This is a genomic window from Paenibacillus mesophilus (assembly GCF_005938385.1).
GTDB classification, from domain to species: domain Bacteria; phylum Bacillota; class Bacilli; order Paenibacillales; family NBRC-103111; genus Paenibacillus_AB; species Paenibacillus_AB mesophilus.
This window is the reverse complement of the sequence record NZ_VCRA01000014.1, coordinates 68506-94488: the sequence shown is the minus strand read 5'-3', so window position 1 is coordinate 94488 and position 25983 is coordinate 68506. Positions and strand designations below refer to the sequence as shown.

Genomic DNA, 25983 nt, shown 5'->3' with positions numbered 1-25983 from the left:
GGTTCACCTAATTAAACGCAGCGTTTCGAAAAAAGTTGCGACTTTTCGAAAAAACTTTTCTATGTGATGCGCTCAACCTCTGGGGCTTCCAACCTTGCGTATAGCAGCTCGTATATCGTTTGCTACATTCCAAGTATACCTGCATCTGCAACATTCGTCATTACGAAGTATTTTCCATGTTTCCATCCATTTTTTCGTAAATTAAACTGCCGGATCGAAGCCGATCCGGCAGCCTTATCCCGCTTTTATTTCGGTATTTTCTTCTGGTTCTTCAGAACGCGAATGGCAACAGCAGCGGCTTCCGCCCGGGTGAACGTTTCAAGCGGGTCGAACCGCACGGTCGTTTTGGTTTGTCCCTGGAGCAAGACGTTTTCCTTACCCTGGATCAAGCCTGCATTCGTAACGGCTTCTACGGCCGTTCTGGCGTAAATATCGATGCTATCGCCGTCGGTAAATGATTTGCGCAAGTTCGCCAACACTTTGTCCAAGTTGGACTCCGATTGCAGCTTCAAATCGGCGGCTCTGGCAATCATGATCGCAGCATCCTGACGGGTAACGGCGTTATCCGGCATGAATCGGCCACCGGCCGCTCCGCGCACGATACCGGCCTTCGCGGCCGTCTCGATATACTTATAGTCGTACAGCTTGGTTAGCAAATTTACTCTTTGAACGTCTGAGAAAGTCGGAACTTCCGTATATTGCAAAGGCAGGTCAAATATTTTTACGAGCATGGTGGCGAATTCGCCTCTCGTAATCGAATCGTTTGGTACGAAGCTGGAGCTTTCCTTGTTCTGCATATATCCTTTGGCGTAAAGTGTATCCAGATCGTTACGAGCCCAAGGATGCCCAGTCACGTCATCGAAGCTCTTGTCCATATACACGACTTGATAATAGCCGAATGTCTCGAACGGTACGGTTATCGTATTCTTAGCCGCATCGACAACGCCACCGAGGTTTTTCCAGCGACCTTGAACGATACCCGTGTAGTCCTCATAAATATCGAAATGATATACGCTCAAGTACTTCCATGCATCATCCCGGATGTAAGAGTCATACTTCAAGGTAAGAGTTCCGCGCTCGGTCGGGACAACCATATCTTGTTGCGTTCTAAGATAAAACTCTTCCTTGTCGTAAGGCAACCGCCCGCTTCCGTTTAATGCCTTGATCATATCCGTTTCGTTCTTCTTGATCGTACCGGCATCGACCCAGAACAAATTGCTGGCCGAGCGGAAGCGCCCTGTCGTTTCGGTTAGCATCAGCTTGCCGACGCCGTCAATAACGGGATTCGGATTGCCGATCTGTCCGTCCGTAGCTGAAGGATGCTTGATTTTGTCTACGCGCCCGTCCGTTTTGCTGGCGATACCGTATAAAATTTTTCGGTCCGAAGTCAGGAATTGGTTTATCGCTCCCGGCTCATTACGAATGAAGTTGGTTCCTTTCGGAAATTTCAATGAAAGCTGGCCGTCAAATACGGTCGTGGTCGATTGCAGCGGAGCTTTATATTGCGCTCCTTCAACGGCCGTATCCGTATTATACAGCACGAAGCTGCCGTTCGATTTCTCCGTACCGCGAACTACGGTGAACCTCACTGTATTTTTGCCGGCCTTCAATCCGGTTACTTCGTAGAAAAAGTGATTTTTCTTGACGCCATTCTCCGTCACTTCGCGAACAACAGCTTCTTCTTTGCCGAATAACACGGAAGTCGCGTTCTCGGCTTCAATCTGCACCTCGACATAATTGCTGTTGATATTGGCTTGATCCTCATTTTTCTCGTTCTTGATTAGTTTCGGGGACTTGATGATATAAGGTAGAGGCTCGCGGTTAATAGTAATAACCTTCGTCACCGTAATACCCGACGCATTCATAATTGAGAATTCGAAGATGGTATCGCCTTTGGACAACAACGGTATCGAATTCGTACGGAACTGTCCCGATCCGATGGAGTTGAAATAGCCTGGATTGTTGCTTTGTGGTTCAATGTTTCCGTAATTGCTGCCATAGCGTCGGTCGTATTTGACGACTGGCGTCCCGTTCGCATCCTTCGTCCGGACTGTGAGCCTGACTTCCGATGCATTAGCGAATTGACCGGAGAAAGCAACAGCTGTTTCACTCGTCGCATACGTATCGGGATTTGTTCCGGCTATAAATTTTTTCACATCCGTCGTTTCGACCGGATTCACCGATATAAATTCCGGAGCGTCGGTGCTGAATACAAATATCTCGTAAGAAGTAGTCGTAACCAGAACTTTGTTGATATAAATTTTAAAGACGAGCGTGTTCTTCCCTTCACGCAGGTCGGAAATCAATAAAGTAAACGTATTGTCCGTAGCAACCAGCATCGAGGTATTGGCAATGCCGTTCAGCGTTACTTCTACTCGATTATCACCGCCTGCCGTTACATTAGGTATGTTGACGATGCGGCCCGATACGCAGCTTCCGGTCAATCCTCCGCGATCGCATGTGATCTGCGTACCCGGTGTTTTCACGACCATGCCATTATAAATGTTATTGACGATCAAATACGGCGTATTCGAGATCAGCAAGTCATACTGCTTTTTGCCCGATAAATTTTCCGCCGTCTTCGTTTTATCCGCATACGTAGAATCCGAGCTTGGAACGATCGTTAGCTGCGTCGGTCCGTTTGGGATTGTAGCGGGAAGGCTAAACGTAAATACGCGTAAATTTACTCCCGTTGTCGAATCTGTCGGTTGATTGTCCGTATCGTAGGGAACGGTCGCATAAATGCTCGAATTGTTCGTGAACTCCCCAAGGTACAAGTTGAGTTTTTGCGTGTGAGCATTGGCCAACACCCGGAACGTCTTCGGAAGCTCGGATATATTGTTGACTACCCGCTCCGATAACATATCCACGCTCTCTACGTATGGCAAACTATTATTTACATAATTGAACGTATACGCGGTAACCGGAATATCATCTGTAATCGTGTTGTAAAATTTAAACTGTACCAACTGCGTCCGATCGGACGGAATATCCAGATCGGCGGAGAAATTGAATACCTTGTACTTTCCGGGCTGCGACCATTCGGAAACTTCATTCAGCTGCGAAGCTGTCGCACTGACGCTAAATACAAACGGGTTCCCTACTACGTTGTCATTGTAGAGCACGCTGACTGTATAAGTCCCGTTAGACAGGTCCGACGGTTTAGTAAAGTTAACCGTTCTGCCCGATACGATCCCGGTTGCCATAGCCTCCAATATATAGGAAGCATTATCGTTGGATACAAATCTGAGCTTCAGCTTGGAGATGTCTCTTCCGAAATTGATGCCCGTCACGCTCATCGTCGATCCCGACGTTGTAAATCCGGTCGGCGACGGATCCGCGATCGTGAACGGATATTGACCCAATAAGACGTTATTATAAGCAACTCTTAACAAATAAGTACCTGCGCTTATACCCGAGATGTTGGTAAAATCGCCGAGAATCGTTTTTCCGTCAGGTGATACGGAAGCAATTCTGGCACTGCGCTGGTTCGTTCCATCTTCATTCGCTACGATGACCGACACTCTCGTGGAATCCGTAAATCCGTTTCCTTGAACGGAAAAGGATGCCGTATTTACCTCGGAGAGCAGTACCTGTGGAGTCGTAACCGCGTCGACATTCGCCGGGCTCGTTGCCGTTGATACGTAAACGCTGTTTGTTACGACATCTCCTGTCGAAACAGTTGGTATGAGACCAGTAACCAGATCCCCGTTCGGATACCTCATCTGTTTTTCGAACGTGATCTTATAGTTGGCCCCTGATGTCAAGTTTGTTTGCCCCAGAACAGGATTCGATGGATCCGCATTGTTGGCAATCGGCTGGAACAAAATTGCTGTCCCCCGAACCTCGAACACCTTTAAAGGGATAACATCGGCAGCATTGCTCAAATTGACAAGCCGCGGATTAACAATATCACCGGCGATGGTCCCCAAATTCGTTCCCGCAACATAAATCGTCGTTGGCGAAGTCGTCTTTGTCATATTCAACGAACCGGTAATTTGTGCCGTCGGCAAATCAGGATCTTTACGCGCAATCTCGAAGGCTGTTTCCGTTAATGGTACGCTTTTGTAAGTCAGCTTGTACTTATATAATCCTTCCGTCGTAACGGTAGGTCCCGCAAAAGTAAGAGTCGTATTCGTACCGTCATTACTCGACGTTACCACCGCCGATTGACCGACCGGCTTGCCGGTCAAATCGGTATAGCTGACCGCAAAGTCCGCGGGATCTAATACACCGCCCACAACGAATTGCGGCTGCGGCATAGGAGTTTGTCCCGCTTTGGCAAATATCGGACTGGCAGGGGAAACTGCATCGATCTCCGGTACTGTAGTGCTTACGACCGGCGGCAATGGCGATGCGGGCGCGTTAACCGTAACGGAGTATGGATCTTTATGCAATACGGGCGCCGGAGCATCTCCGTTACGCAGCTCAACCTTGTACGGGCTTTTAGCCTTTTGAAACGTCCCCGCTGGAAAGTCATATACGGCCGCCGTTTTTGACGAGTTTACGCCTTCGGGCGGTTTGTTTTGGAGAACGACGGCACCGACATTGTCGGTCAACGTCAATTTGATCGAGCTGCTCAACGCTTCGCCGGAAACAAACAATCTCGTCGTGCTATGTCCCTCATACACAATATTTGGAGCAACGCCCGACGTTTTCGGAGCCGCTGCGGCACCGGACAAGTTATACGGTCCGAATCTCTGACCGCCGACAAGCACGTCTACGAAATTGTATTGAAGATCTCCGAGTGTAGTCAGATCGTTTTTCAAAAGCGCCGAAATATTGACCTTTGAAGTCGTAACCGTCGGATTTTTGATCAAGTCCTTCGCGACAATGCTTGGGTCCGGCGGAGTCGGAAGCTCTTTAATCTTGGCATTGAACGCGAAGGGCAAGCCATTATTATAGATCAAATTTTTGTTGATTTGATACGTCTTCGTGTTGTTGACGGCCATGATGGTCATCGGGTTATCCCCTGCACGAAGACGCAAGTTGGCGGTAGATTGCGAATTATTCACATCGTCGGCAACAAAGAAAAATTCGCCGTTGCTCAAATACGCGTTAATCGGATTCGGATTGCCTTCCGTATACGCCTTTACCTCGGTCGCATTCGGAGCGGTTCCGGAAATATTCAGAACGGTAGATTGGGCCGGATTCTCCGGGTACATTTTGCCGTCTTGAAACGCTTGTCCGTTAATATTTATCGTTGTAAGCGTAGTTGTAGGCGTGAAATAAACCCACCCTGGAGCGGAAGAGATTACGCTCGTTTCACCGAGCTTGATTACGATTTTGTTCAAACCTTCCGTAAACGTAACATTTTTGAAAGTGATATCGAACTGGTCGGACTTTTGCGCCTTATTCGTTTTTTCCACAACGGGCGTTTTCGTCGTAGTCATGTTCGTCACTTCATAATAAAGCTCGCTCAGCTGCGAGTCACTGATGTTCTCGATCGTTGCCGATATGTCGACCGGACTGGACGTCAATCTTGTTATTAACGATTCATCCGTCGGCTGCGTATCGGAGACGTATACGCCTTTTATCGTAATTCTCGCGGTAGCCGCATACGCGCTCATGGCCGGAAGCAGACTCATCAGCATGGCCAGAACGAGAACTAGGCTCATCCATTTTCGATATGTCTTTCTCAAAGCCGTTTCCTCCTTAATGGGTGTTGACTATACGAATTTTTTTGCATGCCGCTTGAGCTATTAAGGTATGAATTCCGATTCCCCTTTCTACTCCTTCCTCTCCATGCTGCTCTCTTTATTCCAACAGGGCAAACTTCTCCCTATGAAAAGATTCTCGTAGTTTTGTTATCGGTCAAATCAAGTCGAAATTTTATAGATTTCGGCGCAAAAAGTAAGACAAAAAAAAATCCCGGCCATTCCGGCCTGGGATTCGTTGGATTTCTTCATTAATATGCGTTTATTTGGAAACGTTCTTGGACCTGCTTCGCAAAAACAAGTTCAACACGGGCCGTTTGCTTTTGCTTACGATCCCTATCGCTTCCGCCCCTACTTGGAGTACGAACAGGATAACCGCAATGAGTACCAGCGCAACCCATTGCGATGTTTGCGACAGCAGGATGGCGCAAAGTCCGAAGAAGAGCGAAACGCCGTAAATGACGAGCACCGTATTCCGGTGGCCGAACCCGAGCTGCAGCAAGCAATGGTGCAAATGATTTTTGTCCGCGACCGATATCGGCATTTTGTTAAGCTTCCGCCTCACAATAGCAAAGAACGTGTCCGACAACGGGACGCCAAGAATCAGAATCGGAACGATAAACGATACGAATGTAATTTGCTTGAACCCGAGCACCGACAACGTCGCCAGACAAAAGCCGAGAAACAGCGCGCCCGAATCGCCCATAAAAATTTTGGCAGGATGGAAGTTGTAAAATAGGAAGCCGATAATGCTTCCGAGCAGTAGAGCACTAAAGAGAATAACCGTAACGTTCCCCATCATGATGGCCATTACGAGCATCGTTGCATTGGCGATCCCGGATACGCCAGCGGCCAAGCCATCCAGGCCGTCGATCAAATTAACCGCGTTCGTAACGCCTACGATCCAAAGAATCGTGAGCGGAACGCTCAACCATTTCGGTTCAAATACATCGCCAAACGGCAAATTGACCAAATCGATCTGAATGTCCCCGTAGAACACGATAACCATCGCAGCCACCAATTCCACAAGCAGCTTCGTCTTCGGCGACAAATCGAATCTATCGTCCAACGCTCCGACCAAAACGATCAGCGAACCTCCGATCAGAAGGGCGGATGCGACTCTCCAGTTCAAATCGTCCGTCATCGGCGCGATGACGAAAAAAGCCCCTACGAATGCCAAAAATACGGCCAAACCGCCTAGACGCGGCATAATGCGCGTATGTACTTTGCGTTGATTCGGCTTATCTACCGCTCCCACAAAGAAGGCAAACCGCTTTACTGCAGGTGTCAGGATGACGGCTAATGCACATGCTGCGAGAAAACCGATGCCGTAGTATAAATACTCCATCCGACTGTCCCCACCCCCATTATCTGTCTGCGAATCCCCCATACATCTTTGTCTCAAAGACCAATGGTCCTATTATACCCCGAATCGAAACGGAACTCCAATGCGAAATAAAGCAAAAAGCGTTGTTTTTAGGCAAATTTCAATCCCATTTACAAACTTTTCGGACATTCTCGTGCAGCGGAAATCCGTTGCTCGACTTCTCTCTGCGGGGCAATTGTTTAAGCTGTTACTTGGCGGAATTCACAAACGAGACAATTTGCTCGGCGGGCTTCTGCGCCTGTCGTTTCAATCGGACGATCGCATCCTTTGTAGAAGCCATCCAGCCTTCGCGATGATCCAATCCCTTTAAAGCCTCCTCGGCTACAGCCAAGGAATCGAAGCCGGTCGTAGCGGTTGCAGCTTTCATTCCGAGCCGGTTCAAAAACTGGTCGATCTTCGGATCGTAGGAAATACCGATCAGCGGAACTTCCTGGGAGGCCGCATAAATCAACGAATGAAGCCTCATACCGATCAACAGGTCACATGCACTGACTTCGGCTAGCATATCTTGCGGATGGACCGCGTTCTCGATGATGTCCATATCCGATCCCTCGGACATGGAGCCGATTCGTTCCATCACATATCGGGAAGCATCCGTATCGTCCGGCAAGTGAAAAGGCAGAAATCGCAACGTGACCGACCGCCGTTCAGCAATCTTACGAAGCGATTTGGCAAGACCGTCCAGTTCCGAACGGTCCCGATTCCAAAATCGTACCGAAATGCCGACGACCGGCTTTGTATGCCGGGAACGCAGCGCTCCTTCCTTCATGGGAAGTCCCATAACCGGATCGGGTACTACTTCGACTTGTTTCCTGTCGATTCCCATTTTTCCGAGCAAAGTTGAAGATTCCTCATCCCGAACGGAAATGTACCTGCATTTGTTAAAAACGTTCCGAATAAATGGGTAAAACATCGGCCGGTGGACCGGCCCTATACCTTGCGCGTATATAAATGTAGGTTTCCGGTAAAATTGTGCCAGCTTCAAAACGGCCAAATAGTACGGGATCGTTTTCAAACCGGTCGCATCCTGCAGCAAGCTGCCTCCGCCGCTGATCAGCCCGTCGCATTCGCGCAATGCCTTCATAACATCGGAAAAACGCATGCGATGAACGGCGGAAACTCCGTACATACGGGAAGTTTCCTCGGGCCGAATAGATAATACGACAGGCTCTATCCGTACTCCTTGCCTTTCCCCTTCAGCCTGGAGCGCGAACAAGATCGATTGAAGTACCGCTTCGTCCCCGCTATTGCCGAATCCGTAATAACCGGATAGAGCTATCCGCTTCACCTGGGTGCCCATCTGCGCCATCCTCTCGCGAGCAATTCCCACACCGCGACGTATGCCAAGCTAATGACGATGCCGAATGCGATGCCTAGTCCGATCCGAATAAACGAAATGTACAACGGCGTATGCAGATGGGCAAATGTGTCGATAATCGACAACTGTCCCATCACCGCGCCGGCGAACAAGTAAATCGCGTTCCGGTGCTTCATGAACAGATAAGCTGCGAAAATAAACAACGGATGCGCGAACACAAATTCTTTGAACCGGGGGCGGACGCCCAAGCCGTTTTCCAAATACGTGCGGAACAGCTTCTCCATCTGAGAGGCTTGTCCTTCATTCCCGGTTCGAGTCAAGTAATAGTAGATGGCGCCGCCGAATACCGCGGCGAGCACAATCCATAATACCGTTATTTTGGCAAACAATATCGACTTTATACGCGCTGTCAAATCGCTTATCTTGATGGAATCGGCGAACAGCAGAGCATATATGCCCACAAGCGCAATCGGCAGCAGATGCAGCAAGGCGACGCCACGGTATTGTTCAAGCACCAAATAGTAAGTGATACCGCTCAACAAACCGACGACATATAATACCCCCACGATCGTCAGCAAGGATGCTCCAAGGAATATGACGAGCGCGCGGCCCCAAGCGGACCCGCCTTTATTCCCTTTGTTCTGACGTATATATCGAATCGCCAAAATCGTTGACAAGGTAGGCGCGCATACCCCGACTCCGAACGCCATAGCCTGTAGCGCAAGAGAGTTCGACAGCACATAGAGTCCTAACACGCCTATTGCCCCTACAACGAACGATGCCGATGTAAGCACAGGGAAGTACAATCCGATCGTGAGCGCGATTAAGGCGGCTCCCGCAACAAGCAGCAGCAGCTTTAACGGTTTCCACGGATCCCCATGAATGACGAAGGCATGCGCTTCGTCGATATCGTATCCCAGCTTCTGGATTCGGGCCACCGCACCTTCGGAAGGAGCTTCTTCAGGACCGGTCAAGCTGCCGATAATATTGTCCAGATAATCGTTGATATACCCTTTATCCATATCTTTCGCGGCTCTCGTATTTAAGAACAGCATACGCAAATTACGGTCTTTAACGGCAAGCACAAGCTTGTCCGCTATAACCTCTGGCTTCAGGTTCGCCTCCGTTTCATACAAAGGGAAAAGGCGGACTACATTATAGTCGAGCTCCTTCACGAATGGAACGTTAAACCCTTTCTGCGGCGCCTTCAGCCGGTCGATAATCGCTCCGCCGAGCTCGTATTTTTTCATTAATTCCGCCGTAAGCTTGACATGACTTTCTTCCGGATCCTCGTCATAGCCGGTAACGGCATTGCCGTCGAATACGATTCGTTTGATATCGCGCTGACTCAGCTTCCTAAACAAGCCGTCCAGCTCTTCCTCCGTAAACGGCTGCATCCGGTTCGATATACGGGCGACAAGGCGAAAACCTTGGTTCTGCAGCATATCCATCGTAATCGGATCCGGCTCGAGCGGCTTCGTGTTCGCCTCTTCATAAGGCAGGCTTATAATGAGCCCGGGTCTATTGTTGTAAGACCAAGAGCTGATGTTCACCTTTAACCGTTCCTTATAGGTCTTCTCGATAATGGGCTGAATTTTGTCCCGCGCCTCCGTGTTCGTAAACAACAAATATGTGTTGTTTTCGCCGGAAGTTAACGGTTTTCCCGTCAGCAACGAATATTCTTGGGGCGTATAGACTTGAATGCGCCGGCTGTTTTTCAATTCATCCAAAGAACTTTCGTAGACGGCCATGCTGCCGATGCCGGCCTCTTTCATCAGTTTCAGCTTTTCCTGAATATAAGATTCGGGATTCGGCCGATAAGCCGACGCTTCCAGAAGGTCGCGGTAATCGAACACAATCTCTACGTTTTTCGTGGATCGTTCCGTTTGTACCCGTTTAAACGCCAGCGGCAGCGTTGCGATCAGTCCGAGCACGACCAACCACCACAGCCACTTCCGTCCTCGCTCATTCACCGATAAATATCGCTGAAGCAAACCATTCACTCCTTGTTACGTGTCGTATGTTTGCAATCCTGGTTGAAAACCCGGAAAACCTCTTTGACATGCGCGGCGCGGCACGAGTTCGTGCGGGACGACACACGTCAAAGAGGTATCTTTCTTCTATTGGAATTGATCTACCCGGGACATAACCGCGACGCGAAGCTGCTCGAGCCGCTCACCCGCAACCTCGCCGGAAGTGCCGCGAACGGCGAAATACATTTTGATTTTCGGCTCTGTGCCGGAAGGACGCAGACAGAACCACGAGTCATCCGCAAGCGTATACTTGAGCACATTTTCGGCGGGTAGCCCATCGATCCCTTTCGAGTAATCCTGGACACTGACGACCGATACGCCAGCAACGGCGGCAGGAGGATTGCTGCGCCAGTCTTCCATAATGCCTCTTATTTTCTCCAAGCCGTCTTTCCCCTTCATCGTGCGGGACTCCAGCTGCTCCTTAAAATATCCGTACTTGCCGTACAACTCTTGCAGAACGTCGTACAGCGTCTTGCCTTGGCTTTTATAGAAAGCGGCCGCTTCGCAGATGAGCATCGAAGCCAGTACCGCATCCTTGTCGCGGCAATACGTGCCGGCCAAATAGCCGTAGCTTTCCTCGTAACCGAATAAAAACCGGTATTGGCCCGTTTTCTCGTATTCCGTCATTTTCTCGCCGATATATTTGAAGCCGGTTAACGTGTTGATCGTATGGACACCGAAGCTTTCGGCGATGACGGCACCCATCTCGCTCGTGACAATCGTCTTGATCAAAACGCCGTTATCCGGAAGCTCGCCTCGCTGCCTCAAGCTGTCCAGTACGTAGTATGCCATGATTGCGCCGGACTGATTGCCGTTCAGCACTATAAATTCGCCTTGATCGTTTTGCACGACCGCACCCATTCTGTCGCAGTCCGGGTCCGTTCCGATAATAATATCGGCTTTCTTTTCATTAGCCATTCCGAGCGCTATCGAGAACGCTTCCCGTTCTTCCGGATTCGGCGATTTCACTGTCGAGAAGTTGGCGTCGGGCTTCTCTTGTTCGGGGACGACGTGAACGTTGTCAAACCCGATCCGCTGGAGCACGTTTCGCACGGATAAATTTCCGGCTCCATGCAGAGGCGTATATAAAATGTTGAATTGGCTACTGACCTTCTTTACTGTATCCACATGCAAGCTTACTCCCGCTACCGATTGAACGAATGCCTCGTCCACATCGGAGCCGATCCATTGTAGAAGTTCTTTCGCTTCTGCCTGATCGCGTTCCATCCTCTTAATTCGGGACAGCGCATCGACCGTATGAATTTCCGCCAAAACGCGTTCGGCATCGTGAGGTACGAGTTGTCCGCCATCGTTTCCATATACCTTATATCCGTTGTATTCGGGCGGATTATGACTGGCCGTTATGACGATGCCACCCGAACAGCCCAAATGACGTACGGCAAAAGATAATTCGGGTGTTGGACGGAGCGACTCGAACACGTAAGCCTTCACTCCGTTTCCAGCTAAAACCAAAGCGGCTTCGAGTGCGAACTCCGGAGACTGGTTGCGGGAATCATAAGCAATGGCAACAGAGGAAGAGCGTCCTTGAGCCTGATGCAGAATGAACTGTGCGAGACCTTGCGTCGCTTTGGCAATCGTGTACCGGTTCATCCGATTCGTTCCGGCGCCGATTACTCCGCGCAGCCCCCCGGTCCCGAATTCGAGATCGCGGTAAAACCGGTCCTCCAACTCTTTATCGTTTCCTTGCAGCGATGCAAGCTCGCGCTTCGTTTCTTCGTCGATCAATGGATCGTTCAGCCATAGCTCATATTGTGCCCATGCATAATCAAGACTCAACACTCATCTCTCCCAATCTCAAAATGATAGCCGATCTTTCGGGCTTGCCGCTCATGGATTAGCCAATGCGAACATCAGCTCACCTTCGGCCACGATTCGCTCACCTACTTTGGCAACGCCGCGTCCTTTGCCGATCGTTCCTTTCATCCGGGTAATTTCCATTTCCAGAATGAGTGTGTCCCCCGGCTTCACTTGATCCCGGAATCGGAATTCGTCAATGCCGGCAAGCAGTCCGATTTTGCCCCGGTTCGCCTCCGAGCTGAGCATCGCCACGGCAGCCACTTGAGCAAGTGCTTCCGCAATCAGTACGCCGGGCATAACCGGGTATCCGGGAAAATGACCGACAAAAAACGGTTCGTTAATCGTTACGTTTTTCAAGCCGACCGCACGTACGCCTTCCTGCACTTCCAAAATTCGATCCACGAGCAAGAACGGATACCGGTGCGGTATCGTCTCCTGAATTTGCCTGCTATCCATCATCCATCTCGGCCCCTTTCCTCGACCCCTGCATAAAATAGTCTGAATGTACTTAAACTAGTGAATGTCCCTTCGCGATCTGCAGTAGTGAAGGTTGATATAAGGGAGCATAAGTATATGGACTCCGATATAGTCCTATACATATGCTCCTTTTTACTAACGTTTGACTACGAAAGCTGTTTTCTTATTGATTCATCGTATGGTTTTCCCTGTTTAAAGACAGGAACAAGATGATATAAATGATTGACGTTACGAACGATACACCGACCACGAACCAGAGATAAGCGATCGCGAACGAGAAATCGAAAAAAATAAATAAAAAAGCAAAATAATACAATACGGTCGTCAGTTTACCCAAGCTGTTGGCCGGCACCGTCTGTTTGCCGCGAAAATGAAAGAACGCCGATCCGACGATCATGCCCGCATCACGAATAAACATGGCAACCGCCACCATCCACGGAATCATCCCGGATACGAGCAGCGAGATGATTACGGTCAGCATCATACACTTGTCGGCCAGCGGATCAAGCATGGCGCCTACTTGTGTAATCTGTCCCCGCTTCCTGGCCAAATAGCCGTCCAATATATCGGTCGCCCCCGCCAATACGACGATCAAAAAGGCCGTCTTGAGTTGGTTTGCGGTAAAAAAGACGACGTATATCGGGATCAACCCAAATCGACTTAACGTCAAAAGATTTGGCAAGTTCACCCGTTTCGCTCCCCCGGATCGTACTTCCACACCTAACCATTATACCGTTGTTACCCCAAAAATAAAACTCCCCGATCCGGGGAGTGTGTGAAGCCGCAGCGTGTAGGGGTACCTGGGATGAATTTCCGGAGTTAGCCAGAAAATCATCCTAGGGATGAATTTCCGAAATACCCGGAAAATCATCCTAGGGTGAAATTACAAATAAACAGCTGTAATTTCACCCTAACTTGCAAAAACAAGGTCGAACAAATGCTTCCAAGTGCTCCATTGCCAAACGTCCGCCCCATCTTTACCTCCAATATACACATACCCGAGCCACAGGCCGCCGCACAGAGCTATGATGCACAAAGCCGGAACGAGCATCACTTTGAGCAGCCACAGCAGCATGCGGACCCATCGACGCCTCAGCTTCCGCTTTGGCGCGGCACTTGCTTGCGCTTTCGGTTTAGGACGGACATTCGTTTCTTTATCATTCATTGCGGGCCTCCTCGAACGTCGAATTAGCCGCGAAGTGAATTGGCCAAAGACATCATGTTGTCGGCGGAAGTAAGCGCCTTGGCGTTTAATTGAAACGCCCGTTGCGTCAGCATCAGCTCCGTCATTTCTTCGGTCAGATTGACGTTGGATTGCTCCAAAAAACCTTGCTGCACTTTTACTTTTGCCGCTTCCGGGTTTGCCCCGTCGAAAGCTACGACCCGTAACACTTCTCCGAGCGCGGGATCGATCGCATCGGGAATCGTATACAAATTGTCGCCTATATTTTGCAACAGCTGAGGACGTACGACTTGCACCAGCTTCAGACTTCCGGCCTGTACAGGCGGCTCTCCCGGCTGAAAATCGTTATAGGCCATAATGGTTCCGTCAGTCTCTACCTTGATCCGGTGATAATTCGGTACCCGAATCGGCTGATCGTCCGTCCCCAATACGAGATGTCCTTCTTGGGTCGTCAAATAGACGTTCTCCGTGTCACCCGGCTGAGCCTTTAGGGAAAAGGCGCCGTCGCGTGTCCATGCGGTCCGCTGCCCCGGCTGTCCGTCCCCGTCAACGGTAGGTATGGTTACTTCGAATAACGCATCTCCTTCGATTGCCAAATCGGTAGGCATATCCGTCTGCTGGAGCGACCCTTGGGCCATCAGCGTTTGAATCTGACTAAGCTTGGCGCCCCAGCCTTGAGTCAATCCGAGCGGGGACAGCCGTCCTACTTGCTGAAACGTATCCGGCTGACGCATCGTTGTAGTCAATACGTCGTGGAATGTCGCTTCCTTCCGTTTAAAGCCGGTCGTATTGATATTGGCCATATTGTTCGCGACGATGTCCAGCTTCTGTTGAAGCCCCTGCATGGAGACGAGCGAATTGATCATCGAATGGTTCATACGCTACTCCTCTTATACTCTGCCAATTTCGTTAACCGCTTTTTCCATGCTTTTATCGTACGCTTGTATTACTTTCTGATTGGCCTCATACATGCGGGTAGCCATCATGATATCGACCATCGCCTGAGTCGGATCGACGTTGGATGCTTCCATGAAGCCTTGCTTCACTTCGACGTTGTCGGCAACCGCCACCTGCGTTACTGTCCCTTCATCGCCCTGCTCCATGCGGAACAGGCCGGACCCTTCCGGAATCATGCGGATCGGATTCTCTACCCGGGATAAAAGCATGCGGATCGGGTTGCCTTGTGCGTCGAGCAGAGCTTGTCCATTCATGGAATCAAGCAGTTGTCCGTATTTATTTACAGTCACATTCGTAATCGGAATTTGCGTAACCGAATCCAGCAGTATGATCGGCTGCCGGTTCTCACCGAGAACGCGGAATCCTTCCGCTGTCCTCAGCTCGCCTTGCTCATTAACGCTGAACTTGCCGTTGCGCGTATACCGCTCCACTCCGTCTGCGGCGGCTACCGTGAAAAAAGCTTGCGGCTGAAAAATGCGCTGTCCGTCTTCCGTAATCGTCTTGCCGCCATCGAATCGAAGCCCGTCCACTTGGATGTCGGATACGATCGCGAAATCGAACGGATTGGAAGTTTCGCGGAGTTCGCCCTGCACGTTGACCGTTAATGCCTCTTCCGCCAAAACACCCGTATTCAGCCTGCCTTTGTTCATCACTTCCATCCCGGGCTTGCCTTCCATGAGCCCGATGAGCATTTCCGGGAATGAACGGGAAACCGCTCGGCTTTGCTTGAAGCCGGGCGTGTTGATGTTGGCGATGTTGTTCGTTATCGTGTCGTGCTTGCGCTGCTGTGTCAGCATGCCGGCGGTTGCGGTATATAGTCCTCTTAGCATGGGGGACCTCCTGAAAACTTTTCGCAAGGAAAGTTACTTCGTAAGCATAAGCTGAGCTTTCCATACTATATGTATCGGAAAATTACCCGAATTTTTTCTTAGACACTTTATCCAAGTTATCCAGCATGATGCCCGTCCCTCGTACGACGCAGCTCATCGGATTGTCGGCAATGAGAACGGGTACCTTCAGCTCGTCCGCCAGCAGCTGGTCGATGCCGTGCAGCAGCGCCCCGCCCCCGGTCAAAATGACGCCCCGATCGATAATATCGGCCGACAATTCCGGAGGAGTACGCTCGAGCACTACTTTGGCGGCGGAAACGATCGCAGATACGCTTTCGAATAACGCTTCCTTCACTTCGTCCGATCGAATGGTCACCGTCAGCGGCAGGCCCGAAACCATATCCCGGCCGCGAATGTCCATTTCCTCTTTACGCAAATCCGAATATACGGTCCCGATCTTGAGCTTGATATCCTCGGAAGTACGCTCCCCGATCAACAACTTGTACTTGGACTTGATATATTTCATGATCGCCGCGTCGAACTTGTCCCCCGCAACTTTAATGGAAGAGGAGGTTACGATGTCACCCATGGACAACACGGCGACATCCGTAGTCCCTCCGCCAATATCGACAACCATATTGCCGCTGGGCTGGAATATGTCCATTCCAGCCCCGATCGCGGCGGCCTTTGGTTCCTCTTCCAAATATACTTCCCTCGCTCCGCTGCGTTCGGCAGCCTCGCGAATCGCCTTCTGCTCTACGGAAGTGATGTTGGCTGGAGCACAGATCAGAATTCTAGGATGACTGAACCAACGCTTTCCGCCGATTTTCAAAATAAAATGCTTCAACATGAGTTCGGTAATTTCAAAATCGGCAATGACTCCGTCCTTCAAGGGGCGAATCGCCACAATATTGCCGGGCGTACGGCCGACCATCCGATGGGCCTCCTCGCCGACGGCGAGCAACCGTTTCGTCTCGCTTTCGATCGCCACGACGGATGGTTCATCCAATACGACGCCGCGCCCTTTGACATGAATCAACACATTGGCCGTACCCAAATCGATTCCGATATCTTTGCTAAACATCCTGCATCCTCCCGAGAACATTACGGAACCATAGCGGCCACGCGATATTTCCACCGCTGGCGAGCATTCCGTACGATACCTACATACACATAAGTATACTTAATTCGACAGTTTTTTCAAAACTCCTCTTTTCCATTCGTTGTTTCCCGCAAAGTTTAATCCGAATTGAACAACGCGGCAACACCTCACAGAGAGGGACGGGACTACTTTCTTGCAGGGCGCCCGGTTATCGGACCGTGACCAGATGGTCGGCCGGCTTTTGGCGGGTACGCTTGTATTTCACCTTCGTAGCTTCTCCTCCTCTTAAATGCCGGATCGACTTGTGATATTCCAAAATCAGCTTCACTTGATTCGCCAATTCCGGATTAATCTCGGGCAGCCTTTCCGTCAAATCTTTATGGACCGTACTTTTCGAAACGCCGAACTCCTTGGCAATCGTGCGCACCGTTTGCCTGGTCTCCACAAGACTGCGACCGATTTTGATTGTACGTTCTTTGATGTAATCGTGCACGCCCCTCGCCTCCCTACTCGAGTTGGTTTGGTACATTATATGAGGGGCAGGACCATATATTCTTTGTTTCCAAGCCTGACAAGCTTGCCTGTTCAATTATTTTTGCGGTAAAGCGATCCATTCGCCCGTTTATCCATGGAAACGACAAAAAAAGCAGAAGGCGCACCTTCTGCTTCAGTCCTGTTATGTACCTTATTTCTCGCCGATAAGCGACTCCGGATTGACAGGGGCTCCATTTTGCCGAACCTCGAAGTGAACGTGCATGCCCATATCCTTTTCCAGCTCGTTGCGCCCGGAGACGGCGATGACGTCGCCCTTCTTGACTTGTACGTCTTTGGCTACCTTCACGTCGGACAAGCTTTGATAAATCGTTACGGTTCCGTCGTTATGCGTAATCTCCACCAGTTGACCGACAATCGGGTCTTTCTCCACTCTCGTCACTTTTCCGCTCATGGCCGCCACCACATCGAACGGTTTGTCGTCCTGACGGGCGAAGTCGACTCCTACGTGCGGGGTCAGCGTGTCGCCATACTCGATCATAGCGGCTTGACGAACTTCATTGGAAGACTTGCTGTCAAAGAACTGCATCAGCACTTCGACTTCGTTACGGTCCTTCACCGGCCATTGCATCGTTTCGGCATTGGCTGCTACCGCAAGCGCACCCGGCTTGTTCGTGGCGTCAGTAACGGATTGCGTGTTGGCAACGTCGAGGCCCAGCTCGTTTTCGGACAAGTTCTTCACGCCCGAATCCGTGTAGACCCACATTAACGTTAAGATAATTGCCGCTGCTGCCATGTAAGTCGCCGGGAATACCCATTTTTTGGCCATCAGTCTTTTCCATCCGGAAGATTTTGCGGCTCCATCGGTCGATTTTGGAGCACTTTCGGTTTGCAACTCTTTTTCTTTGTTTTGATCACTCATGTTATATCACCTCAGTCACCATTGTTGCCAGTTCAATAGGTTTTATACGTGAGGTGATAGAATTAATTCATTCGGAAAGATTCAAGCCCCCGGCTGGATTAACGACGATACGTTTTCCAGCTCCACTCCTTGATAATAGTATTTAAGAATCGCCTCCGCGCTTCTTCCTTCCTTCGCCATGCCGTTCGCGCCCCACTGGCTCATTCCTACTCCGTGTCCGTATCCGAATGTCGTAATTTCGATAGACGATCCGGTTATCTTCCAAGTAAATTGCGAGGAATTGAGCTCCAGCTTCTCTCTTACCTCGCGCCCGGTAAACGTCTTTCCTCCTATCGTTATCGTCTTGATGCGATGGCCCGCCGTAGTCGACAACACCTTGATACTCCCGCTCCTCGCGATAGCGGGTACCGAGTCGATGCCGAGACGTTTGGCGAATTCCTGCAAACTAATCGTCGTCGTCGCCGTATATTTCGGAGAGAGTGCCTTGTCCCACGGGCTAGGCACACTCCGCAAATAAGGGATAGGGTCGCGCCAATACTCCTCGGAATTTTCCGTATATCCGTTGCTTGTCGAGAAGAAGGAGGCTTGAATCGGTTTATGCCCGTACGTAATGACGATGCCTCTGGTTTCATTGACCGCCCGGTTCAACCTGTCCAGACGCGACGCGTAATCAGGCCCCTCCCAATTGCGCTTCATTTGCTCTTCCGTGAGATAAGCTTGATGCGCCACCGTATCGGTAACTATGGCGCCTTGAACCGGAACCTGCGACGAATCGCCGTCCAGCCATCGCTTTACGATATAAGTCCGCGAGGCGATCGCTTGCGCTTTCAACGCTTCGAGCTCGAACAACGCCGGCATTTCCGCGGCCAGCACGTTACGTACGTACGTTTCGAGCGGCACTTGATCGACTCTCTGCTCGCGGGTCAAATAAATAGGAACGAGCAGCTGTTTGGGTTGCTGCTGCAGCTCGCTCCCGGCCGGCACGGCATTTCCGCCCGAGTCGCTCCCGGACATCCGCTTTACTAGAATACCGGGAATGAGCAGTGTAACGATCAGCAAAGCGGCGATAAGGGTGGCGGCGGGCATCCAGGCTTGTGCGGAGATACGGTTTCTCATCGGTTCCTCCATCTCAGTAAGGGTCGTTTGCTGCGTATCTAGCGAATCTTACCTTAATCTTATGAGAGAACTAGAGAGGATAGAACTTTGCCGAAGCCCTCCGCGGCCATAAACAAATAAAGAACCGGTTTCACTCTTGGAGTGATTCCGGTTCTTCTCATCGACAACAATCGTCTATGCCCATGTAGGCTGTACGGTAAAAATTTTCATTTCGTGGCTCGTTACCGGTTCGATTTCGTCAGCCGGTTCGACACGACGAATGTCGGCTCCCAAATCCCGAAGCTTCCGTTCAATGTTTACATAGCCCCGGTCAATATGATGGGTGCCGGTAATTTCCGTCTCACCTTCAGCGACGAGCGCGGCCAAGATGAGCGCCGCACCGGCACGCAAATCGGTTGCACATACTTTGGCGCCCCGCAGCTTGGAGTTGCCGCTTACGATAGCGGTACGCCCGTCAACCTTGATTTGCGCCTGCATATTGCCGAACTGCTCCACGTGCATGAAGCGGTTTTCAAATACCGTTTCCGTTACGATGCCGGTCCCGTCGGATACCGTTAGCAATGCCATCATTTGGGACTGCATGTCGGTCGGAAATCCAGGGTAAGGCAATGTCTTCACGTCAACCGCCCGCAGCGGCTTATCGATCGAGACTAGCAGTCCGTTCTCATCTTCCCCGATCGAGACGCCCATCTCTTGCAATTTGGATATGACCGGTCTCAGATGGTCCGCAATCGCGCCTTCTATATACAACGTACTGCCGGAGATGGCCGCTGCGATCATGAACGTTCCCGCTTCGATCCGGTCCGGTATAACCGTATGTACTGTACCTCGCAGCCTCTCGACCCCGTCGATCCGGATGACGCCCGTTCCCGCACCGCGGATTCGCGCTCCCATTGCATTCAAATAGTTGGCCAAATCGACGATTTCCGGCTCACGCGCGGCATTCTCGATAATCGTAGTTCCGTCTGCCAATGTCGCGGCCATCATAATGTTTTCGGTAGCCCCGACACTCGCAACGTCCAAATAAATTTTGGCACCCTGCAATCTTCCCTTGACCCGGGCTTCGATATATCCTTGTCCGAGGTCGATTTCCGCTCCCAGCGCCTCGAATCCTTTCAAATGCTGGTCGATCGGACGAGTACCGATCGCGCAGCCTCCCGGCAGCGAGATACGGGAATAACCTTGGCGGGCGAGCAGAGGCCCCATGACGAGAAAGGAAGCTCTCATTTTTCGCACCCATTCATACGGGGCTTCGCAGGTCGAGATATGTTCGGCATTGACTCGAATCGTCTCGTTATGATAATGGACGCGCACGCCCAATGATTTCAATACGTGACTGATGGTCATCACATCGTCCAAAGGAGGCGCGTCATGGATGACGCTTTCCCCTTCCGCAGCCAAGAGCGACGCTGCTATGATAGGCAGCACTGCGTTTTTGGCTCCGCTGATTTTGACCCTTCCCGACAATCGTTTGCCACCGCGGACGATTATTTTGCTCATCTTGTTCCCCCTCCGCGTTTGTTGAGCGGTATCCGACATTGGGAGCATGGGAAAGCCCCAACGTCCAGTTTAGCATCCGGACTATCGGCCTAACAACTGTTAAATGGTGGTCGCCGATACACATCAGCTAAAGGTTTCGTAGCCACGATCCATTTTGGAGCCGTGGCACATCCGGTTTCCAAAAGTTCTTCTGCATGAATCATGTGTATTACCATTGTTGACAACATCCGACAATGTTATTCCATAAGGCGACTAAATTGACCGTAGGGGTGAATTTACAACCTATCTCGCTGTAAATTCACCCTTGGGGTGATTTTACAACCTTTTTCGCTGTAAATTCACCCTAAAACATCCCTGTCAACAAACGCGACCAATTAAAATAATCGAGCACGAACCGGGCTATCTCGTAGCCGAGCGCTATCGACAACAGCACTTGCAGCATTTTGGCCGGCGCACTCTTCGGCTGCTTCAGGAACAAATCGAATCGGAACTGCTGCAAAGCCCACCAAGAAAACCCGATGCATACAAGCGCGACCGTGATCGAGACGAGGCTCGTCATGCCCATCGAATAGTCCAGTACGTCAGAGACGTCCATCTTCCGTCTTCCTTTCCTTGGGGTGATTTTATAGACCAACTTTTTGTAAATTCACCCTATTCATATTGGCAATGGCGGCTACCGGTGGACGATACGGCTTAGCATTGCGGCAAATTCCGCACGCGTCGTAGGCAAATCGGGACGAAACGTATCATCGTCATACCCGGTAATCCAGCCTTCCGCTTTCATTTGTTTCAATATGGGCAGCGCCCAGTAGGTGGAATCGATATCCGCGAACGGGATTTCTCCGCGTAATTTGCCGCCGAGCCCGATTGCCTTGGCGAATAGAACCGCCATCTCGACACGGCTCAAGGACCCTTCCGGATTGAAACGGCCGTCCGGATATCCTTGCACGATACCGGCTTGCATCGCTTTCGCTACATGTTCGTAGGCCCAATGAGTCGGGGGAACATCGGGAAACGCCACATCCCTTTTTTTAACGTAGCCGAACGCTTTCACAATCAACGTAACCGCTTCGGAACGTGAAAGGGTACGATCCGGGTGAAATAAATAGGTACCATAGCCTTCCACGATCTTCATCCCGGCCAGATCGACTATCGCAGCTTGCGCCCAATGTCCGGCTATATCCACGTACTCACCGATCAGAACGTCCGTATGGATCAGCAGCTTATACATATGGTTCGGAACGGCATCGTCTGTCCCCAAGCGAATATAATACGTGCCGGGATCCAGCGGAGCGGACAGGTCGATCCGTTCGCTGCCCGCTGCGTTCGTCTGCTTGGTTATCGGACCGAGCGCACTGTTTTGCAGAGAGAGGTTGATTGCCCGGTTCCCGGGTATATCCGTGAGTGACATATAGACCAGGCTGCGTTCCGTCAATGTAAATTTGTAGTAGTCCACATCCGCCGACCGGTCGAACACGCCCTCGTAAACGGTATCGGGACTTATAACGGTTGCCTGATAAGAACGGTCATTCGGTTCGTTAGGATCGATATACTTGGCCTCGTAGCGGATTTCCAGAGCGTACTCCCCTACTGCCGGATTGGAAATGATTTTTCCTACTTTATAATAGTACGTACCCGGAAACACTTCGAGCGAATACAGTTCCGGCTCCCCGTCGTCATTGTCATCTACCGTAATCGCTCGCTCGCCTTTCTTCTGAACGGTCAGTACGGGATCCATCCGCTTCGTATCGGGAGTTACTTTGATTGAAACGATTCCCGACTGCTCGAATGTCATCGAGTACCAGTCTTCATCGCCTTCATGGTCGAAAGTTCCTACAATGATTTGATTGCGGGGAGGCAGCTTGTATGCTTTGTACTGCCGGTCGTTATCCTCGAACGGATCGCGGTAAATGGAGAAGGAGCTGGACAGCCGGTACGTCCAAGCCGTAGCTTCCTTGCCGTCTTCAAACTGCAGTGCGATTTGATTGACTCCTTGGGTCACCCTGATTTCAAGCGGGACACCCGGCGTAATCGTATGGGCGAAAACACCCTCTCCGCCGGCGTGCGTTAGCTTCACGGCGGAAGGCGCCGCCCAATCCGACATCAGCTGCAGGGTCATCATTCCGTCATAGGGCACATCGACATGGAACCAATCTACATCAGCGCCGCCTGTCAATTCCGCGGAAATCATCCGGCCGTTCGAGTAGGGCTTCGCGTCGGCTCTACTGTCATTCGGCTCGTACATATCCGCTTTATACGGCTCATTCAAAGCCCGATCGACTCTCAGCAGCCCGTACCCCGTATACTCGTCCCATCCCGGCTTCGCGATATCGTCGGCCGTCTGACGCAGCAAATTTCGCACCTCGTGCACTTTCATATCGGGGTATTTGGCCCAAACCATCGCTGCGGCGGCTGCCACTTGGGGAGCGGCCATCGACGTTCCGTCCCGGTACTCATACTGCCCTCCGACCGCTGTCGTAAACACCGACCAAGGAGCGACCAAATCGAGATCGGGTCCGTAATTGGCCCTCTCCTCGACCGTATTATCTTCCCTGATCCCTCCGACGGCGAGTACGCTCGGATAAGCGGCGGGGTAGCGGATAATGCGTCCTTCGTCGTTTCCGGTCGCGGCTATGAGAAGTACGTTATGATCTTCCGCATACTGTACAATTTCCTGCAAATAAGCATCGTTACGAAGCAACCCAACCGACAGTACGACGATTTTCGCTCCATTGTCGACGGCATATTGGATTCCCGCACCGAGCTTGTCTTCATCTCCCCGACCGCTAGGCTCCAATGCCTTGATGGGCATGATCCCCGCTTTCCAGAGCATCCCGGCGACTCCCTTGTTGTTGTTGCCGATCGCGGCGATAACTCCGGCTACGTTGGTGCCATGTCCGTTGTCGTCTCTCGGCGTCAGTTTCGGCTGGATGAGATTGATTCCCGGAACGAGGTTTCCTTTCAAATCCGGGTGATCCAGATCCACCCCGGTATCGACAACGGCGATCACGATAGATTCATTCCTGTTCACTTGATTCCACGCTTCGATCGTATGGGTTTGCGCCAAGTAAGATTGTTTATCAAGAAACGGATCGTTTGCCGCTGCGGAAATCCTTACTTCTTTATTCGGAACGATGTACTGCACATGCGGAGAGTTCTCCCACTGAGCCAGCCATTCGGCGGAATTTCTACCAGGCATCGGACGAGCGACTGCCGTATTCGATGCGTCGTACTCCCGTTCAATGATGCTTGTAACGATAAATTCCGGATCGGGAGTTCCCTTCCACTTGACGATCCAGGTCGCGTCCGCCGCAGCCGGCACGCCATATGATAGTTTATCCGCAGCCGCACCTTTTGCTTCAGCCGTTGTATTCCATGACTCTATGTCGAGCGCGGTCAACATCATTGCGATGATCAGGATCCACGCATACCGCTTCCGTTGGTTTCGCATTGCAAATTCCTCTTTTTTTGTGTCATACCTTTCTATACCCGAACTTATAGATTTCGTCACACGTTTCATCATTCCTTTCCATTTTATCAAAATCGGGTCCTTCGGCCCACCGACGAATATTGGAACAATTTATATCCCCTTCACAACAAAAAAAAGCCTTTCCATAGTCGGAAAGGCTCTCGCAGATTATCGTACACTATTGAATGAAAAAGTCAAACGGCACGCTAAATACCGTTTCGATATACCGGAGCACCACATGCGGGAAAAACCCGGTCAACAAAGTGACCGCCGCGCATATCCAGATCGTAATTTGACCGGTCACGGATGACTGGATCCCCGTCTCCTCCGAGCCCGAGCGCAGGAACATTTGACGGATTACGCCAAAGTAATAATAGAACGAGACTACACTCGTGCCGATGATGACGGCGGCGAGCCAATACTTATGCATTTGCAGGGTGCCGAGCATAATGTACAGCTTTCCGAAAAATCCCCCGGTAACCGGCAGCCCCGCCAAAGAGAGCAGCAGGATCACCATTGCGACGGCCGTAGCCGGAGCCCGGTAGTACAAGCCGGCAAAAGCCGAAATATTTTCGTTTTGCGACGGACCGCTTACAAGCATAAAGACCGCGATCGCGCCTATGTTCATGAACACGTACGCAATCAAATAGAAGAACAGCTCGGAGAAATTGGAGAAATGGACCATGCCGTAATGTGTGCTGATCGGCACCAGCAAATAACCGGCATTGGCAATCCCCGAGTATGCGAGCAGCCGCTTCATATTTTTTTGACGCAGTGCGACGAAATTGCCGACGATCATTGCCACAGCCGCCAGTACCGCTGTAGCGGTCAGGAAATCCGCGTGGAGGTTCGTTTGCACGAGCGGCCCCAGCCCAAAGACGCTGTACAAGACGCGAAACGTGAGGGCAAACCCCGCCGCCTTGGAAACGACCGCCAAATAAGCGGTAACCGGGGCGGGTGCGCCTTGGTATACGTCGGGAGCCCACATGTGGAACGGCGCCGCAGCGATTTTGAATCCGAAGCCCGCCAGCAACAGGAAAAATGCTACGTAGATCAAAGGCTCGAACGATGAATAATTCTCGCCTAACGCCTGATTGATTTTGGCCAAATTCGTCGACCCGGACATCCCGTACAGAAACGACATCCCGTACAAAATGATCGCGGAGGAAATTCCCCCCGTTACGACATATTTGAAAGCTCCTTCATTGGAAGCATACTGCTTCTTGCGCATACCGACCAGTATATACGAAGTAATGCTGAGCAGCTCCAACCCGACGAACAATGTAATCAAATCCCCGGACGAAGCCATTACCATCGCGCCGATCGTAGCCGGAAGCAATAAGTAGAAAAACTCGCCCTTGTGGGGAATTTCGTCCTCTTTCACGTTGCCGATGCTCATGAATAGGATTAACGCCGTGCCCGCAAGGAACAGCAGTTTGAACAAATTGGCGTAATCGTCCACTCGCCAGCTGCCCCCGAGCAGCGTGATAGGCTGCACCGGCGTGGCTGCACCCGCAGGGTTTAGCGTGGAAATATCCCCGATGACGAATGCGGCAGAAACAGCCACTCCGAGAAGCGCCAACCAACCTAGCACAGTCCGGCTGAACGAACGCCCCAATAGCAGATCGAGAAGCGACAAGACGACCGCGGTGATGACCAAGGAGAGCTCTGGCGCCAGATGGACGATATCTCCCGCCGTCAAACGTTGAAGTTGATCCATGG

Annotated in this window: 18 protein-coding genes; all 18 read right to left on the bottom strand. The window is 51.0% G+C overall.

Annotation, left to right across the window (positions count from 1 at the left end):
• Positions 1–245 precede the first annotated feature (245 nt).
• On the bottom strand, positions 246–5642 hold the full coding sequence (locus FE783_RS23225; protein WP_138881784.1) for an S-layer homology domain-containing protein: 5397 nt from the start codon (positions 5640–5642) through the stop codon (positions 246–248).
• Positions 5643–5919: 277 nt separating this feature from the next.
• A complete protein-coding gene (locus FE783_RS23220) occupies positions 5920–7005 on the bottom strand; it encodes an MraY family glycosyltransferase (RefSeq protein WP_138881783.1) in 1086 nt (361 codons plus the stop codon).
• 226 nt (positions 7006–7231) lie between these two features.
• Positions 7232–8344, bottom strand: coding sequence for a polysaccharide pyruvyl transferase CsaB (csaB, locus tag FE783_RS23215; protein WP_138881782.1), 1113 nt, complete (start codon positions 8342–8344; stop codon positions 7232–7234).
• Positions 8329–10356: a DUF5693 family protein gene (locus FE783_RS23210; protein WP_138881781.1), complete on the bottom strand. Its 2028-nt coding sequence runs from the start codon at positions 10354–10356 to the stop codon at positions 8329–8331. Before FE783_RS23210 ends, csaB begins: the two co-directional genes overlap by 16 nt.
• Positions 10357–10482: 126 nt before the next feature.
• Positions 10483–12192: a phospho-sugar mutase gene (locus tag FE783_RS23205; protein ID WP_238403215.1), complete on the bottom strand. Its 1710-nt coding sequence runs from the start codon at positions 12190–12192 to the stop codon at positions 10483–10485.
• Between the two features lie 51 nt (positions 12193–12243).
• The gene (gene fabZ / locus FE783_RS23200; RefSeq protein WP_138881779.1) at positions 12244–12672 is read right to left on the bottom strand and encodes a 3-hydroxyacyl-ACP dehydratase FabZ; all 429 of its coding nucleotides are present in this window, start codon (positions 12670–12672) and stop codon (positions 12244–12246) included.
• Between the two features lie 181 nt (positions 12673–12853).
• A complete protein-coding gene (locus tag FE783_RS23195) occupies positions 12854–13378 on the bottom strand; it encodes a CDP-alcohol phosphatidyltransferase family protein (protein WP_138881778.1) in 525 nt (174 codons plus the stop codon).
• A 222-nt stretch (positions 13379–13600) separates the two neighbouring features.
• Positions 13601–13855 (bottom strand): DNA-directed RNA polymerase subunit beta, encoded by a 255-nt coding sequence (locus tag FE783_RS23190; RefSeq protein WP_138881777.1) that lies wholly within the window; start codon positions 13853–13855, stop codon positions 13601–13603.
• Between the two features lie 23 nt (positions 13856–13878).
• Positions 13879–14751: a flagellar hook-basal body protein gene (locus tag FE783_RS23185; RefSeq protein WP_138881776.1), complete on the bottom strand. Its 873-nt coding sequence runs from the start codon at positions 14749–14751 to the stop codon at positions 13879–13881.
• 12 nt (positions 14752–14763) lie between these two features.
• Entirely contained in the window at positions 14764–15660 is an 897-nt protein-coding gene (locus tag FE783_RS23180) for a flagellar hook-basal body protein (RefSeq protein ID WP_138881775.1), read from the bottom strand.
• 82 nt (positions 15661–15742) lie between these two features.
• On the bottom strand, positions 15743–16744 hold the full coding sequence (gene mreB / locus FE783_RS23175) for a rod shape-determining protein (protein WP_138881774.1): 1002 nt from the start codon (positions 16742–16744) through the stop codon (positions 15743–15745).
• 226 nt (positions 16745–16970) lie between these two features.
• The gene (gene spoIIID / locus FE783_RS23170; RefSeq protein WP_138881773.1) at positions 16971–17255 is read right to left on the bottom strand and encodes a sporulation transcriptional regulator SpoIIID; all 285 of its coding nucleotides are present in this window, start codon (positions 17253–17255) and stop codon (positions 16971–16973) included.
• Positions 17256–17447: 192 nt separating this feature from the next.
• The gene (locus FE783_RS23165; protein WP_138881772.1) at positions 17448–18176 is read right to left on the bottom strand and encodes a M23 family metallopeptidase; all 729 of its coding nucleotides are present in this window, start codon (positions 18174–18176) and stop codon (positions 17448–17450) included.
• A gap of 81 nt (positions 18177–18257) precedes the next feature.
• On the bottom strand, positions 18258–19292 hold the full coding sequence (gene spoIID / locus FE783_RS23160) for a stage II sporulation protein D (RefSeq protein ID WP_138881771.1): 1035 nt from the start codon (positions 19290–19292) through the stop codon (positions 18258–18260).
• A 174-nt stretch (positions 19293–19466) separates the two neighbouring features.
• On the bottom strand, positions 19467–20792 hold the full coding sequence (murA, locus tag FE783_RS23155) for a UDP-N-acetylglucosamine 1-carboxyvinyltransferase (RefSeq protein WP_138881770.1): 1326 nt from the start codon (positions 20790–20792) through the stop codon (positions 19467–19469).
• 343 nt (positions 20793–21135) lie between these two features.
• The gene (locus tag FE783_RS23150; protein WP_138881769.1) at positions 21136–21387 is read right to left on the bottom strand and encodes a DUF1146 family protein; all 252 of its coding nucleotides are present in this window, start codon (positions 21385–21387) and stop codon (positions 21136–21138) included.
• A 78-nt stretch (positions 21388–21465) separates the two neighbouring features.
• Positions 21466–24243: a S8 family serine peptidase gene (locus FE783_RS23145; RefSeq protein ID WP_238403214.1), complete on the bottom strand. Its 2778-nt coding sequence runs from the start codon at positions 24241–24243 to the stop codon at positions 21466–21468.
• 196 nt (positions 24244–24439) lie between these two features.
• On the bottom strand, positions 24440–25981 hold the full coding sequence (locus tag FE783_RS23140) for an NADH-quinone oxidoreductase subunit N (protein ID WP_138881768.1): 1542 nt from the start codon (positions 25979–25981) through the stop codon (positions 24440–24442).
• Positions 25982–25983: the final 2 nt, after the last annotated feature.